This is a genomic window from Variovorax sp. GW823-FHT02B07 (assembly GCF_058797695.1).
Map to the genome: position 1 here is coordinate 318,598 of NZ_JBXAJX010000004.1, position 14,222 is coordinate 332,819.

General features: G+C 66.9%; 13 protein-coding genes. 10 read left to right on the top strand and 3 right to left on the bottom strand.

The features are described from left to right. Positions 1-7 precede the first annotated feature (7 nt). Positions 8-253 (bottom strand): DUF2798 domain-containing protein, encoded by a 246-nt coding sequence (locus tag AC1RGU_RS22315; protein WP_070060049.1) that lies wholly within the window; start codon positions 251-253, stop codon positions 8-10. A 236-nt stretch (positions 254-489) separates the two neighbouring features. On the opposite strand from AC1RGU_RS22315, the gene AC1RGU_RS22320 reads away from it, so the two are divergent. Continuing rightward, positions 490-1,395, top strand: a complete 906-nt coding sequence (locus AC1RGU_RS22320; protein WP_307638423.1) for a LysR family transcriptional regulator — start codon at positions 490-492, stop codon at positions 1,393-1,395. On the opposite strand, the gene AC1RGU_RS22325 is transcribed toward AC1RGU_RS22320, so the two are convergent. After that, positions 1,392-2,336: an SMP-30/gluconolactonase/LRE family protein gene (locus tag AC1RGU_RS22325; protein ID WP_492697976.1), complete on the bottom strand. Its 945-nt coding sequence runs from the start codon at positions 2,334-2,336 to the stop codon at positions 1,392-1,394. The two genes, AC1RGU_RS22320 and AC1RGU_RS22325, sit on opposite strands and share 4 nt — an antisense overlap. A gap of 108 nt (positions 2,337-2,444) precedes the next feature. Between AC1RGU_RS22325 and AC1RGU_RS22330 the strand changes: the two genes are divergently transcribed. Next, a complete protein-coding gene (locus AC1RGU_RS22330; RefSeq protein ID WP_492697974.1) occupies positions 2,445-3,245 on the top strand; it encodes an SDR family NAD(P)-dependent oxidoreductase in 801 nt (266 codons plus the stop codon). On the opposite strand, the gene AC1RGU_RS22335 is transcribed toward AC1RGU_RS22330, so the two are convergent. Beyond that, positions 3,246-4,205, bottom strand: a complete 960-nt coding sequence (locus AC1RGU_RS22335; protein WP_062480583.1) for a LysR family transcriptional regulator — start codon at positions 4,203-4,205, stop codon at positions 3,246-3,248. Positions 4,206-4,352: 147 nt separating this feature from the next. Between AC1RGU_RS22335 and AC1RGU_RS22340 the strand changes: the two genes are divergently transcribed. Genes AC1RGU_RS22340 through yjfF form a run of 8 tightly spaced genes read left to right on the top strand, consistent with a single transcriptional unit; the run spans position 4,353 to position 14,222 of the window. Continuing rightward, positions 4,353-5,807, top strand: coding sequence for an aldehyde dehydrogenase family protein (locus AC1RGU_RS22340; protein ID WP_062480581.1), 1,455 nt, complete (start codon positions 4,353-4,355; stop codon positions 5,805-5,807). A 37-nt stretch (positions 5,808-5,844) separates the two neighbouring features. After that, the gene (locus AC1RGU_RS22345) at positions 5,845-6,810 is read left to right on the top strand and encodes an ABC transporter substrate-binding protein (RefSeq protein ID WP_062480580.1); all 966 of its coding nucleotides are present in this window, start codon (positions 5,845-5,847) and stop codon (positions 6,808-6,810) included. 12 nt (positions 6,811-6,822) lie between these two features. After that, positions 6,823-7,893 (top strand): multiple monosaccharide ABC transporter substrate-binding protein, encoded by a 1,071-nt coding sequence (chvE, locus tag AC1RGU_RS22350; protein ID WP_487848033.1) that lies wholly within the window; start codon positions 6,823-6,825, stop codon positions 7,891-7,893. Between the two features lie 32 nt (positions 7,894-7,925). Continuing rightward, complete coding sequence (gene mmsA, locus AC1RGU_RS22355; RefSeq protein WP_487848138.1) at positions 7,926-9,452, top strand: multiple monosaccharide ABC transporter ATP-binding protein; 1,527 nt, start codon at positions 7,926-7,928, stop codon at positions 9,450-9,452. Continuing rightward, the gene (mmsB, locus tag AC1RGU_RS22360; RefSeq protein ID WP_492697972.1) at positions 9,439-10,647 is read left to right on the top strand and encodes a multiple monosaccharide ABC transporter permease; all 1,209 of its coding nucleotides are present in this window, start codon (positions 9,439-9,441) and stop codon (positions 10,645-10,647) included. Before mmsA ends, mmsB begins: the two co-directional genes overlap by 14 nt. Positions 10,648-10,651: 4 nt before the next feature. Continuing rightward, positions 10,652-12,172: a sugar ABC transporter ATP-binding protein gene (locus AC1RGU_RS22365; protein WP_492697970.1), complete on the top strand. Its 1,521-nt coding sequence runs from the start codon at positions 10,652-10,654 to the stop codon at positions 12,170-12,172. Further along, positions 12,169-13,203 carry an ABC transporter permease gene (locus tag AC1RGU_RS22370; protein ID WP_354345578.1) on the top strand — a complete coding sequence of 345 codons (1,035 nt, stop codon included), beginning with the start codon at positions 12,169-12,171 and terminating at the stop codon, positions 13,201-13,203. Before AC1RGU_RS22365 ends, AC1RGU_RS22370 begins: the two co-directional genes overlap by 4 nt. Then, on the top strand, positions 13,200-14,222 hold the full coding sequence (gene yjfF / locus AC1RGU_RS22375; protein ID WP_492697968.1) for a galactofuranose ABC transporter, permease protein YjfF: 1,023 nt from the start codon (positions 13,200-13,202) through the stop codon (positions 14,220-14,222). The genes AC1RGU_RS22370 and yjfF overlap by 4 nt, the downstream gene beginning before the upstream one ends.

The window sequence follows — 14,222 nt, forward strand, 5'->3', positions numbered from 1 at the left end:
CCACGGATCAGCGCTGCGGGCTCTGCACCGTCGCCGCCACGATCCGACGCACCACCGGCAGCACCACGAGCAGCGAGGGAAACGCGGCCAGCCACGACACGCCCCATGCGGCCATCCACATCTGGAAGAGGCCCGAGGCCAGCCCCACGCTCTTGAGCGTGGAGATGCCCGCCACGATGCACGACATGAAGATCGACAGCAGGAAGGGCATGGCGATGCCCGCATAACGGGCCGGCAGTTTTCGGGTGGTCATGATGGGGCAAGCTCCTGGATGTCGTTGTTGTTCAATGTGCGCGGACGAGGTTGCAGCCCCTCTGCGTTGTCGGTGCCGACCACCCGCACGGGGGGTCCGTGTCGTTGTTTCATGGAATGATTCCTTCGTTTGTGGCAATGCGGCCTGCGACCGCGAGACCTCGAAGATACGAACGGCAGGCGCCATCGGGAATCCACGCGCGCCGCCATAGACCTTCATCCAGACCGAGAGAATCCATGGACCAGATTCAGGACATCCGGGCCTTCGTGGCCATCGTCGACCACGGCAGCCAGAGCGCGGCGGCGCGGCAACTGGGGCGCTCGGTGCAGTCGATCAGCCGCTCGCTGAGCGTGCTCGAGCGCAGCCTGGGCGTGCAGCTCCTTCGCCGCACCACGCGGCAGTCGTCGGTCACCGAAGTGGGGCTGGCCTACCACCGCCGCGTGCGGGCCGCGCTGGCGGAGTTCGATGCGGCGGCCGTCGAGGCCAGCAGCCAGCTCGCCTCGCCGCGGGGCCTGCTGCGCGTGGCCGCGCCGGTGCAGTTCGCGCCGGCCTTCGTGGTGCCGCTGATCGGCGCGTTCATGCAGCGCTACCCGGACATGGAGGTCGAACTCACGGCCTCCGACCGTTTCGTGGACCTGATCGAAGGCGAGCTGGACCTGGCCATCCGCATCGGCGAGCTGCCCGATTCCGAACTGGCGGCCAAGCCGCTCGGCGAGCTGCGGCTGGTGGTGTTCGGCTCGCCGGCGTACTTCGCGCGGCACGGACGGCCACAGCGGCCCGAAGACCTCGCCGATCACCAGTGCGTGGTGCGCACCACGCACGGCAGCGACGCGCACTGGCCCTTCACGGTCGACGGCACGCTGCAGCGCGTCAAGGTGACGGGGCGCTTCCGGGCCGACAACACCGCCGCGATCTATGCGGCCGTGCTGAGCGGGCTGGGCTTGTTCTTCACGCCGCTGTGGCAGATCCGCGACCTGCTCGACAGCGGGCAGGCCGAACTGGTGCTGACCGAGTTCGAGTCGCCGAGGATTCCGGTCCACGCGGTGTGGCCCTCGTCCCGTGGCAGCTTCGCGCGGGCCCGGCTGTTCGCCGATTTCGCGGCGGCGCACCTGCCGTCGCTGCAGCCGCGCGAGGGCGCCTAGCCGGCGAACAACGCCGCCGGCACGCCCGGGCTGTCGATGCGCACCGAGAAGAGCCCGCCGGCCAGCGGCTCGCTCTTCAGTTGTGCTTCGGTGCGGCCGTTGCGCGCCGTCGTGATGTAGAGCGTCTGCATATCCGCGCCGCCGAAGGCGCAGTTGGTCACGTTGCTCGCGGGCAGCGCGATGCGGCACAGCTCGACGGCGCTCACCGGGTCGTGGCAGGTAATGCACGCGCCGTCCCAGTGCGCGATCCACAGGCGGCCGGCCGCGTCGGTGGTCATGCCGTCGGGCAGGCCGTCGCCCTTCGGGAAGCGGTGCCACACGCGCTTGTTCGACACCGCGCCAGCGTCCATGTCGAAGTAGTAGGCGTACATCGTGTTGATCGCCGTGTTGTTGAAGTACATGGTGCGGCCGTCGCCCGACCACGTCGGCCCGTTGGTCACCTCGAAGCCGTCGTCGTGCCGCGTGCAGTGGCCGTCGGCGTCGAAGCGGTAGAGCGCGCCGGTGGGCGCCGTGCAGTCGAAGTCCATGCTGCCGGCCCAGAAGCGGCCGCGGCTGTCGCACTTGCCGTCGTTGAAGCGGTTGTTGATGCGCTCGGGTTCGGGCTGGTGCAGGTAGCGCGGCTTCGTGGTGTCGCCGGGCGCGGTGGTGTCGAACAGCGCGAAGCCGCGGCGCAGCGTGAGGAACAGGCCCGGCGCCGACGCGCGCTCGGAAATCGCGGTGATCTCTTCGTCGAAGTGCCAGGTGCGCTGCGCGCCCGTGGCCGGGTCGTAGCGGAACAGGCGGGGCTGGAGGATGTCGATCCAGTACAGCGCCTGCTCGCGCACCGACCACAGCGTGCCTTCGCCGAGGTCGGCGGCGGCCGGCCAGAGGCATTCGGGGGTGCCGAGCACGCGGGGCGCTGCGAGCGGCGAAGAAGGGGCGCTTGTCTCTTGCATGGTCATTTGTTCTTTCTGTAGGTCATGTCGCCTTGACGCGGCGGATCGTATCAAGGCATATTGATAATAGAAATTGAAAATAACTTCATAGATTGATATGTGTTTTGCAATGTCATGAGATGCCCCCTGGAGACCTTGTCCTTGAATTCCCCTCAGCTTTCCATTCATCCCAGCCTGAAGGGCCGCACCGTGTTCGTCACCGGCGGCGGCAGCGGCATCGGCGCGGCCATCGTCGCTGCTTTCGCGGCGCAGGGCGCGCGCGTGGCCTTTGTCGACATCGCGGAAGCTGCCAGCGCGGCGCTCGCCGCGCAGATCGCCGAAGCCGGCCACGCCGCGCCGTGGTGGCGCGCCTGCGACGTGCGCGACATCGGCGCGCTGCAGCAGGCCATGGCCGACGCGGCCGCCGAGCTCGGCGACTTCGCGGTGCTGGTCAACAACGTGGCCAGCGACGACCGCCACACGCTCGCATCGGTCACGCCCGACTACTACGACAACCGCATGGCCATCAACGAGCGGCCCGCGCTGTTCGCGATCCAGTCGGTGGTGCCGGGCATGAAGCGCCTGGGCTTCGGTTCGGTGATCAACCTCGGCTCCACGGGCTGGCAGACCAAGGGCTCGGGCTACCCCTGCTACGCGATTGCCAAGTCGTCGGTGAACGGCCTCACGCGCGGGCTCGCGGTGGAGCTGGGCCGCGATCGCATCCGCATCAACACCGTCTCGCCCGGCTGGGTGATGACCGAACGGCAGGTGGCACTGTGGCTCGACGAGGAGGGCGAGAAGGCGCTGCACCGCAACCAGTGCCTGCCCGACAAGCTGATGCCGGAAGACATCGCGCGCATGGTGCTGTTCCTCGCGTCGGACGACGCAAAGATGTGCACCGCGCAAGAGTTCACCGTCGATGCGGGTTGGACCTGATCAGTCCATCTCGAGCTTGCGTCCGTAGACGCTCATGCTCGCCGTTTTCAAGGCCTTCATCATCACCTTCGCGGCCGGCGACAGCAGCCGGTCGGTGCGCGTGATGATGCCGAAGGCGTCCATGTGGCAGGGCATGTCCAGCGGCAGCAGCGACACGATGCCGTGCGCCGCGTAGTAGCGCGCCACGTCGGTCGCCAGCACCGCGACCATGTCGCTTTGCTGCAGCATGCGCGTGATGAACAGCAGCGCCGGGCTCTCGATGATGTTGCCCGGCGGCGCCAGGCCTTCCTCCTGGAACATCAGCTCGAAGCGGTGGCGCAGCACGCTGCCCGCGGGCGGCACGATCCAGCCGGCGCCCACCACGTCGCGCAGCGTGAGGCCGCTCACGCCCAACAGCGGATGGCCGGGGCGCACCAGCGCGCACACGGGCTCCTCGGTGAGCGCCTCGTAGCGCAGCTGCGACTTGTCGTGCTCGGCGAACAGCCGCGCCACGAGGATGTCGAGCTTGCCCTGCTCGAGCCGCTCGAGCAGCACCGGGCTGGTCTCGATCTCCAGTGACACGCGCAGGTCGGGCTGCTCGCGCTTGACCATCGCCACGGCCGGCGGCATCAGCGTGAGGCCCGGCGCGGTGATGGCGCCCACGTTCACCTGGCCGAGGCGCCCGGCCTTCAGCGCGGTGAGCTCGTCGTGCGCCTGGTTCAGGCTGGCCAGTGCCACGCGGGCGTGGCGGATCATGGTCTCGCCGTACCAGGTGGGGCGCATGCCGCGCGGCAGCCGCTCGAACAGCGGCACCTCGAGCACGTCTTCCAGGTCTTTCAGCAATTTCGAGGCGGCGGGCTGCGTCATGTTGAGCACCTGCGCCGCGCGGTGGATGTTGCCTTCCTCGGCCAGCGCCACCAGCAACAGCAACTGGCGGGTCTTGAGGCGGGCGCGGATGAACCAGTGGTTGTAGGTGTTCATGAAGAGGCTGCGAACGAAGGTCTGACGGGGTTTTCCAGAATCCACCGATTGATATGCATTTTGTCTAAAAAACGATTGGATCGATATCGAAATCATTCCTAGACTTCCGCCCCAGTCCCATAACAACAGAGACAAGGCAACGCCACGGTGATCCACGGCGAGCTTCGGCAGAGCGTGCGCCAGTACATCAACGGCCGCTGGGAAACCAGCGCGACCACCGGTGTCAGCGTCAATCCATCGGACACCAGCGAAGTGGTGGCCGAGTACGCACGTGCCGACCGGCGCCAGGTCGAGCTGGCGATCCGCGCGGCCAGCGAGGCCTTCGTGCACTGGAGCCACAGCACGCCGCAGCGGCGCGCCGACGTGCTCGACCGCATCGGCGCCGAGCTGCTCGCACGCAAGGACGAGCTGGGCCTGCTGCTGGCGCGCGAGGTCGGCAAGACCCTGCCCGAGGCCGTGGCCGAGGTGGCGCGCGCGGGCCAGATCTTCAAGTTCTTCGCGGGCGAGGCCCTGCGCGGCGGCGGTGGCGAGAACGTGGCCTCGGTGCGCGCCGGCGTGCAGGTCGACGTGACGCGCGAGCCGGTCGGCGTGGTGGGCCTCATCACGCCGTGGAACACGCCCTTCGCGGTGCCGGCCTCGAAGATCGCCGCGGCGCTGGCGCACGGCAACAGCGTGGTCTTCAAGCCGGCCGAACTGGTGCCGGCCTGCGGCTGGGCGCTCACCGACATCATCGGCCGCGCCACGTTGCCGGCCGGCGTGTTCAACCTCGTGATGGGCAGCGGCCGCGAAGCGGGCCAGGCGCTGGTCGACAGCCCGCTGGTCGATGCGCTGAGCTTCACCGGCTCGGCCGCCAACGGCGAACGCGTGCTGCAGGCCGCGGCCGCACGGCGCGCCAAGGTGCAGCTGGAGATGGGCGGCAAGAACGCGCTGGTGGTGCTGGCCGACGCCGACCTGGACCGCGCCGTCGACTGCGCGGTGCAGGGCGCCTACTTTTCCAACGGCCAGCGCTGCACCGCATCGAGCCGCCTCATCGTCGAAGCCGCCGTGCATGACGCCTTCGTGGCGCAGCTGCGCCAGCGCCTGAAGACGCTGAAGATCGGCCACGCGCTGGAACGCGGCATCGACATCGGCCCCGTGGCCGACGAAGAGCGGCTGGCGCAGAACCTCGCGTGGATCGACATCGCGCGCGAAGAGGGCGCGGAGCACGTGTGGGGCGGCGAGGCGCTGCAGCGCGCCACCGCCGGCCACTACATGAGTCCCGCGCTCTTCCTGGCCCAACCCGAACACCGCATCGCGCGCGAAGAGATCTTCGGGCCGCTGGCCTGCGTGCTGCGCGCCGCCGATTACGACGAAGCGCTCGCGCTGTGCAACGACACGCCCTTCGGCCTGTGCGCGGGCATCTGTACCAATTCGCTCAAGCACGCGATGCACTTCAGGCGCCATGCCGTGGTCGGCATGACGATGGTCAATCTGCCGACCGCGGGGGTGGACTTTCATGTGCCCTTCGGCGGCCGCAAAGGGTCGGGCTACGGGCCGCGCGAACAAGGGCGCCACGCCGCGGAGTTCTACACGACGGTGAAGACCGGCTACATGCTGGCCTGACCGAACACATCACAGACGCATCAAGAAGGAGACAACCATGACCATGAATCGCCGCACCCTCAACACCGCGCTCGCCGCCGCAGCCCTGGGCAGCATGCTGCCCGTGTCCGCCCTCGCGCAGAAGAAACTCGTGCTCGGCTTCGCGCAGGTGGGCGCCGAAAGCGAATGGCGCACGGCCAACACCGAGTCGATCAAGTCCTCGGCCAAGGAGGCGGGCATCGAGCTCAAGTTCTCCGACGCGCAGCAGAAGCAGGAGAACCAGATCAAGGCCATCCGCTCGTACATCGCGCAGAAGGTCGACGTGATCGCGTTCTCGCCCGTGGTCGAGTCGGGCTGGGAAACCGTGCTGCGCGAAGCCAAGGCCGCGAAGATCCCGGTCGTGCTGACCGACCGCTCCGTGAACACCAAGGACGACTCGCTCTACGTGACCTTCATGGGCTCCGACTTCACCGAGGAAGGCCGCAAGGCCGGCCGCTGGCTGGTCGAGAAGATGAAGGACCAGAAGGGCGAGGTGAACATCGTCGAGCTGCAGGGCACCGTGGGCTCGGCCCCCGCCATCGACCGCAAGAAGGGCTTCGAGGAAATCATCAAGGCCGACCCGAAGTTCAAGATCACCCGTTCGCAGACCGGCGACTTCACGCGCGCCAAGGGCAAGGAGGTGATGGAAGCCTTCCTCAAGGCCGAGGGCAAGAAGATCAACGTGCTCTACGCGCACAACGACGACATGGCCATCGGCGCGATCCAGGCCATCGAAGAGGCCGGCATGAAGCCCGCGAAGGACATCACCATCATCTCCATCGACGGGGTGAAGGGCGCCTTCGAAGCCATGATCGCCGGCAAGCTCAACGTGTCGGTGGAATGCAGCCCCCTGCTCGGGCCGCAGCTCATGAGTGCGGTGAAGGACATCAAGGCCGGCAAGACGCTGCCCAAGCGCATCGTGACCGAAGAAGGCATCTTCCCCATGGAAGTCGCGGCCAAAGAGTTTCCCAACCGCAAGTACTGAGGACCGACCGACATGAAACGCAACTTCCTCAAGGCCTCGCTCGCGGGTCTCGCCTTCGCCGTCGTCGGCTTCACGCCGCTGGCCCACGCGCAGGACAAGGGCCTGATCGCCATCTCGATGCCCACCAAGTCGTCGGCGCGCTGGATCGCCGACGGCGCCAACATGGTCAAGTACTTCAAGGACAAGGGCTACAAGACCGACCTGCAGTACGCGGACGACGACATTCCGAACCAGCTCGCGCAGATCGAGAACATGGTGACGAAGGGCTCGAAGGTCTTGGTCATTGCCGCCATCGACGGCACCACGCTGTCCGACGTGCTGCAGAAGGCGGCTGACAAGGGCGTGAAGGTCATCGCCTACGACCGGCTCATCAAGGGCTCGAAGAACGTCGACTACTACGCCACCTTCGACAACTTCCAGGTCGGCGTGCTGCAGGCGCAATCCATCGAAACCGCACTGGGCCTGAAGAGCGGCAAGGGCCCGTTCAACATCGAGCTGTTCGGCGGCTCGCCCGACGACAACAACGCCTTCTTCTTCTACAACGGCGCGATGTCGGTGCTCGACCCGTACATCAAGAGCGGCAAGCTCGTGGTGCGCAGCAAGCAGATGGGCATGGACAAGGTCGGCACGCTGCGCTGGGACGGCGCGGTGGCGCAGGCGCGCATGGACAACCTGCTGTCGGCCTACTACACGAAGGACCGCGTGGATGCGGTGCTGTCGCCGTACGACGGCCTGTCGATCGGCATCCTGTCGTCGCTCAAGGGCGTGGGCTACGGCTCGGGCTCGCAGCCGATGCCGGTGGTGTCGGGGCAGGACGCGGAGATTCCGTCGGTCAAGTCGATCCTGCGCAAGGAGCAAAGCTCCACCGTGTTCAAGGACACGCGCGAGCTGGCCAAGGTGACGGTCGCGATGGTCGACGCCATGCTCTCGGGCAAGGCGCCCGAGGTGAACGACACCAAGACCTACAACAACGGCATCAAGGTCGTGCCCTCGTACCTGCTCAAGCCGGTGAGCGTGGACGGCGCCAACTGGAAGCAGGTGCTGGTGGACAGCGGCTACTACAAGGAAAGCCAGGTCAAGTGAGCCAGGCCGGCGAAGCGCGCACGATCCTCGCGATGCGCGGGATCACCAAGACGTTCCCGGGCGTGAAGGCCCTGAGCAACGTCAACCTCGCCGTGCGCGCGGGGGAGATCCACGCGGTGGTCGGCGAGAACGGCGCGGGCAAGTCGACGCTCATGAAGGTGCTGAGCGGCGTCTACCCGTGCGACTCGTACACCGGCGAGATCCATTTCGAGGGCGAGCTGCGCCGCTTCAAGGGCATCGCCGACAGCGAGAAGCTGGGCATCATCATCATCCACCAGGAGCTGGCGCTGGTGCCGCTGCTGTCGATTGCCGAGAACATCTTCCTGGGCAACGAGATCGCGAGCGGCGGCGTGATCGACTGGTTCGCCGCCTATGCGAAGACGCGCGAGCTGCTCGCCAAGGTGGGCCTGAAGGAACTGCCCACCACGCTGGTGACCGACCTCGGTGTCGGCAAGCAGCAGCTGGTGGAAATCGCCAAGGCGCTCGCCAAAGAGGTGAAGCTGCTGATCCTCGACGAGCCCACCGCGAGCCTGAACGAGAACGACAGCGATGCGCTGCTCGCGCTGCTGCTCGAACTGAAGCGCCAGGGCATCGCGTCGATCCTCATCTCGCACAAGCTCAACGAGATCGCCAAGGTGGCCGATTCCATCACCGTGCTGCGCGACGGCGCGACGGTGGAGACGATGGACTGCCGCAGCGCGCCGATCAGCGAAGACCGCATCATTCGCGGCATGGTGGGCCGCGACATGGAACACCGCTACCCGCAGCGCTCGCCGAAGATCGGCGAGACGGTGCTGGAGGTGCGCGACTGGCGCGTGCACCACGCGCTGCATGCCGACCGCGAACAGATCAAGGGCGTGAACCTGCAGGTGCGCCAGGGCGAGATCGTGGGCATCGCGGGCCTCATGGGCGCGGGGCGCACCGAGCTGGCGATGAGCGTGTTCGGCAAGTCGTACGGCCAGCGCATCAGCGGCTCGGTGCTCATGCACGGCAAGCCGGTGGACGTGAGCACGGTGCGCAAGGCCATCGACCACGGCATCGCCTACGTCACCGAAGACCGCAAGGGCCTGGGGCTGGTGCTGGAGGAAGGCATCCGCAAGAACATCAGCCTCGCGAACCTCGATGCGATCTCCGAACGCGCGGTGATCGACGACGGCCGCGAGTTCAAGGTGGCCAACGACTACAAGAAGGCATTGAACATCCGCTGTTCGGGCGTCGAGCAGCTGGTGGTCAACCTGTCGGGCGGCAACCAGCAGAAGGTGGTGCTGAGCAAGTGGCTCTTCACGAAGCCCGAGCTGCTGATATTGGACGAACCCACGCGCGGCATCGACGTGGGCGCCAAGTACGAGATCTACACCATCATCGACCAGCTTGCGAGCGAGGGCAAAGGCATTCTCATGATTTCTTCCGAACTGCCGGAGCTGCTCGGCATGTGCGACCGCATCTACGTGATGAACGAGGGCCGCTTCGTGGCCGAGTTCACGGCGGCCGAGGCGTCGCAGGAGCGCATCATGCATGCGATCGTGAGCGCAGGGAGTTCTGTTCATGTCGCCGCCTGAAGCCAACGCGGTGCAGGGCGCCGCACCCACCGCCGCCCCGAAGCTCCACGTGGGCTTCCTGAAGAACAACTTGCGCGAATACGGCATGCTGATCTCGCTGGTCGCGATCATGGTGCTGTTCCAGGTGCTGACCGACGGCACGCTCTTGCGCCCGCTGAACCTCACCAACCTGCTGCTGCAGAACAGCTACGTCGTCATCATGGCGCTGGGCATGCTGCTGGTGATCGTGGCCGGGCACATCGACCTGTCGGTGGGCTCGGTCTGCGGCTTCATCGGCGCGCTCGCGGCGGTGCTGATGGTGGAGTACGAGTGGCACTTCGTGCCGACCGCGATCATCAGCATCGCGGCCGGTGCGGTGATCGGCGCCGCGCAGGGCTGGTTCGTCGCGTTCCGCAAGATCCCCTCGTTCATCGTCACGCTCGCGGGCATGCTGGTGTTCAAGGGGCTCACGCTGGCGCTGCTGGCGGGGCAGTCGGTGGGGCCGTTTCCGGTCGAGTTCCAGCGCCTGAGTTCGGGCTTCATTCCCGATCCGCTCGGTGGCGACACGCTGCGCACCACCTCGCTGATCGTGGGCGCGCTGGCGGCCGCGGCGCTGGTGTTCTTCAAGCTGCGCGGGCGCACCAAGCTCAAGGCGCATGGCATGGAGCAGGAGCCGTACGCCTTCTTCCTCGTGAAGAACCTGTTCTTCGCGGCGATCATTCTTTTCTTCAGCTACCTGCTCTCTACCTACAAGGGCCTGCCCAACGTGCTGGTGGTGATGGCGGTGCTGATCGTGGTGTACGACTTCGTCACCAACCGCACCACCATCGGCCGGCGCATCTATGCGCTGGGCGGCAACGAGAAGGCCGCGCGGCTGTCGGGCGTGAAGACGCAGCGGCTCGCGTTCCTCACCTTCGTGAACATGGGGGCGCTGGCGGCGTTGGCGGGGCTCGTGTTTGCGGCGCGGCTCAACACGGCCACACCCAAGGCGGGCCTGGGTTTCGAGCTCGATGTGATTGCTGCCTGCTTCATCGGCGGCGCCTCGGCCTCGGGCGGCGTGGGCCGGGTGATGGGCGCGGTGATCGGCGCCTTCATCATGGGCGTGATGAACAACGGCATGTCGATCCTCGGCATCGGCATCGACTACCAGCAGGTCATCAAGGGGCTGGTGCTGCTGGCGGCGGTGTTCATCGACGTCTACAACAAGAACAAGTGAACGCATGACCGACAGCGGCGTCACCCCCGTGCTGGAGTTGCGGGGCATCCACAAGCAGTTCGCCGGCATCCCGGTGCTCAACGGCGTGCAGCTCAAGCTCTACCCGGGCGAGATCCATGCGCTGATGGGGCAGAACGGCGCGGGCAAGTCGACGCTCATCAAGGTGCTCACGGGCGTGCTGCCGTCCAGTGGCGGCGAGATGTTCCTGGGTGGCGAGGCCATCCGTCCCGCCTCGCCGCTGGAAGCGCAGAAGCTGGGCATCAGTACGGTCTACCAGGAGGTGAACCTGTGCCCGAACCTCTCGGTGGCGGAGAACGTGTTCGCGGGGCGCTATCCACGCTGCGGTGCGCTGCAGGGCTTTCGCATCGACTGGGCGGCGGTGAACCGCCGGGCTTCGGAGCTGCTGGCGCGCATCGGGCTCGACATCGACGTGACGCGGCTCCTGTCGAGCTATTCGGTCGCGGTGCAGCAGATGGTGGCGATCGCACGGGCGCTCGGCGTGTCGTCGAAGGTGCTGATCCTCGATGAGCCGACTTCGAGCCTGGACGATGACGAGGTGGAGAAGCTGTTCGAGGTGCTGCGGCGTTTGCGCGGCGAGGGCCTGGCCATCGTCTTCGTGACGCACTTCCTGAACCAGATGTACGCGGTGTCGGACCGCATCACCGTGCTGCGCAACGGCAACTGGGTGGGCGAATGGAAGGCGGCGGACCTTGGCCCGCAAGCCTTGATCGCGGCGATGCTGGGTCGTGAGTTGGCTGCGCAGTCGGCACGACCTGCCGCGCTGCCCGCGTTCGACGAAGCGGCGCCCGCGCTGCTGCAATCTGAAGGGTTGGGCCAAGCCGGGCAGTTGCAGGCCACCGATCTGCGCGTGCGTGCCGGCGAGGTCGTCGGCATCGCCGGCCTGCTCGGCGCGGGCCGCACCGAACTGGCACGCCTGCTGTTCGGCCTCGAATCGCCGGACCGTGGCGTGCTGAAGATCGACGGCCGCTCCGTCAGCTTTTCGAATCCGGCCGATGCGATCCGTGAAGGCCTCGCGCTGTGTCCCGAAGAGCGCAAGACCGATGGCATCGTGGCCGAGCTGTCGGTGCGCGAGAACATCGCGCTCGCGCTGCAGGCCCGCCTGGGCACGCGGAAATTTCTCTCCCACGCCGAGCAGACCGCGATGGCCGAGCGCTTCGTCGCCTCACTGGGCATCAAGACCGCGAGTGTCGAAACCCCCATCGGCCTGCTCTCGGGCGGCAACCAGCAGAAAGCCATGATCGCGCGCTGGCTCGCGACCGAGCCGCGCTTGCTGATCCTGGACGAGCCCACGCGCGGCATCGACGTGGCGGCCAAGCAGGAGATCATGGAAGAGATCCTGCGGCTCGCGCGTGCGGGCATGGCGGTGATCTTCATCTCGTCGGAGATGAGCGAGGTGGTGCGCGTGGCGCATCGCATCGTGGTGCTGCGCGACCGGCAGAAGGTGGGCGAACTGCCGGGTGGTTCGACCGAAGACGAGGTCTACGAAATGATCGCTGCAGCATGAACCGCTTTTCGTCCCTCATGAGCCACCGGCTCGCCTGGCCGGTCATCACGCTGCTGTTGCTGCTCGCGATCAACACCGCGTTCAACGCGAGCTTCCTGCACCTCGAATGGCGCGAGGGTCATCTCTACGGCAGCCTCATCGACATCGTGAACCGCGCGGCGCCGCTGGTGCTGGTCTCGCTCGGCATGACGCTGGTGATCGCCACGCGCGGCATCGACATCTCGGTGGGCGCGGTGGTGGCCATCGCGGCGGCGGTCGCGGCCTGGATGATCGGCGGCTCGGTGTCCAGCGACGTGAGCCGCTTCCCGATGCCGCTCGCGATCCTCGCGGCGCTCGGTGTCGCGCTGCTGTGCGGCCTGTGGAACGGGTTGCTGGTCGCCAAGGTCGGCATGCAGCCGATCATCGCGACGCTGATCCTCATGGTGGCGGGGCGCGGCATCGCGCAGCTGGTCGCGGACGGGCAGATCATCACGATCTACTACAAGCCCTTCTTCTTCCTCGGCAGCGGCTACCTGCTGGGGCTGCCGTTCTCGCTGTTCATCGTGGCGGCGGTGTTCGCGCTGCTGTACCTGGCGATCACGCGCACGGCGCTCGGCCTGTTCATCCAGGCGGTGGGCATCAACCCGACGGCCGCGCGCGTGGCGGGCATCCAGGCGCGGCGGCTGGTCGTCGGTGCGTATGCGTTCTGCGGCGTGTGCGCGGGCGTGGCGGGCCTGTTGATCAGCTCGAACGTGAAGAGCGCGGACGGCAACAACGCGGGCCAATTGCTGGAGCTCGATGCGATCCTCGCGGTCACGCTCGGCGGCACGGCGCTCACGGGCGGTCGCTTCAGCCTCGTGGGCAGCGTGATCGGCGCGCTGATCATCCAGACGCTGACCTACGCGATCTATTCGCTGGGCGTGCCGCCGGAGATCAACCTCGTGGTGAAGGCGGTGGTGGTGTTCGTGGTGATGCTGATGCAGTCGCCGGAGTTCCGGGCAGAGGTTCGCACGCTGGTGCAGCGGCCGGTGCATGACGGGAGCAGGGCATGAATGCAGTGATCGAGGCCGCACCCTCGGCGCCACCCGCTCCCGCGCGCGGGAGCAAGGCAAGGCTCAATCCGAAGTACCTGCCGCTCACCGCGACCATCTCGCTGTTCGTGCTGATGGCGACGCTGGGCTCCGTGTTCTACGACGGCTTCTTCTCGGCGCAGGTGTTCCTCAACCTGCTGATCGACAACGCGTTCCTGATCGTCGTCGCGGTCGGCATGACCTTCGTGATCCTCTCGGGCGGCATCGACCTGTCGGTGGGCTCGGTGATCGCGCTCACGACGATGGTGTCGGCCTCGCTGGTCGAGAAGTACGGGTGGAGCCCGGCCATCGTGATTCCCCTGGTGCTCGCGATGGGCACGGCCTTCGGCGCGTTCATGGGCCTGCTCATCGAGCGCTTCCGGCTGCAGCCCTTCATCGTCACGCTGGCGGGCATGTTCCTCGCGCGCGGGCTGTGCTACCTCATCAGCATCGACTCGATCAGCATCACCAACGACTTCTACTCCGAGGTCTCGCAGATCCGCATTCCCATCTGGGGCGAGGCCTCGGTGTCGGTCAGCGCGGTGATCGCCATCGCCGTGCTGCTGGCCGCGATCTTCATCGCGCATTGCACGCCCTTCGGCCGCGCGGTGTACGCCATCGGTGGCAGCGAGCATTCGGCGATGCTCATGGGCCTGCCGGTGCGGCGCACGCTCGTGGGCGTGTACACGCTCTCGGGCTTCAGCTCGGCGCTGGCCGGCGTGATCTTCACCTTCTACATGCTCTCGGGCTATGGCCTGCACGCGCTCGGGCTGGAGCTCGACGCCATCGCGGCGGTGGTGATCGGCGGCACGCTGCTCACGGGCGGCGTGGGCTACGTGGCCGGCACGCTCTTCGGCGTGCTGATGCTCGGGATCATCCAGACGCTGATTTCCTTCGACGGCACGCTGAGCTCGTGGTGGACGCGCATCGTGGTCGGCGCGCTGCTCTTCGTGTTCTGCCTGCTCCAACGTTTCTTCACCTCGCGCGCCCCGCGCCGCTGA

Bases quoted from the DNA above. Each gene is read 5' to 3' on its own strand.
- chvE (WP_487848033.1), top strand. From the start codon at position 6,823: ATGAAACGCAACTTCCTCAAGGCCTCGCTCGCGGGTCTCGCCTTCGCC.
- mmsB (WP_492697972.1), top strand. From the start codon at position 9,439: ATGTCGCCGCCTGAAGCCAACGCGGTGCAGGGCGCCGCACCCACCGCC.
- AC1RGU_RS22335 (WP_062480583.1), bottom strand. From the start codon at position 4,205: ATGAACACCTACAACCACTGGTTCATCCGCGCCCGCCTCAAGACCCGC.
- AC1RGU_RS22320 (WP_307638423.1), top strand. From the start codon at position 490: ATGGACCAGATTCAGGACATCCGGGCCTTCGTGGCCATCGTCGACCAC.
- mmsA (WP_487848138.1), top strand. From the start codon at position 7,926: ATGCGCGGGATCACCAAGACGTTCCCGGGCGTGAAGGCCCTGAGCAAC.
- AC1RGU_RS22315 (WP_070060049.1), bottom strand. From the start codon at position 253: ATGACCACCCGAAAACTGCCGGCCCGTTATGCGGGCATCGCCATGCCC.
- AC1RGU_RS22365 (WP_492697970.1), top strand. From the start codon at position 10,652: ATGACCGACAGCGGCGTCACCCCCGTGCTGGAGTTGCGGGGCATCCAC.
- AC1RGU_RS22325 (WP_492697976.1), bottom strand. From the start codon at position 2,336: ATGACCATGCAAGAGACAAGCGCCCCTTCTTCGCCGCTCGCAGCGCCC.
- AC1RGU_RS22345 (WP_062480580.1), top strand. From the start codon at position 5,845: ATGACCATGAATCGCCGCACCCTCAACACCGCGCTCGCCGCCGCAGCC.
- AC1RGU_RS22370 (WP_354345578.1), top strand. From the start codon at position 12,169: ATGAACCGCTTTTCGTCCCTCATGAGCCACCGGCTCGCCTGGCCGGTC.
- yjfF (WP_492697968.1), top strand. From the start codon at position 13,200: ATGAATGCAGTGATCGAGGCCGCACCCTCGGCGCCACCCGCTCCCGCG.
- AC1RGU_RS22330 (WP_492697974.1), top strand. From the start codon at position 2,445: ATGAGATGCCCCCTGGAGACCTTGTCCTTGAATTCCCCTCAGCTTTCC.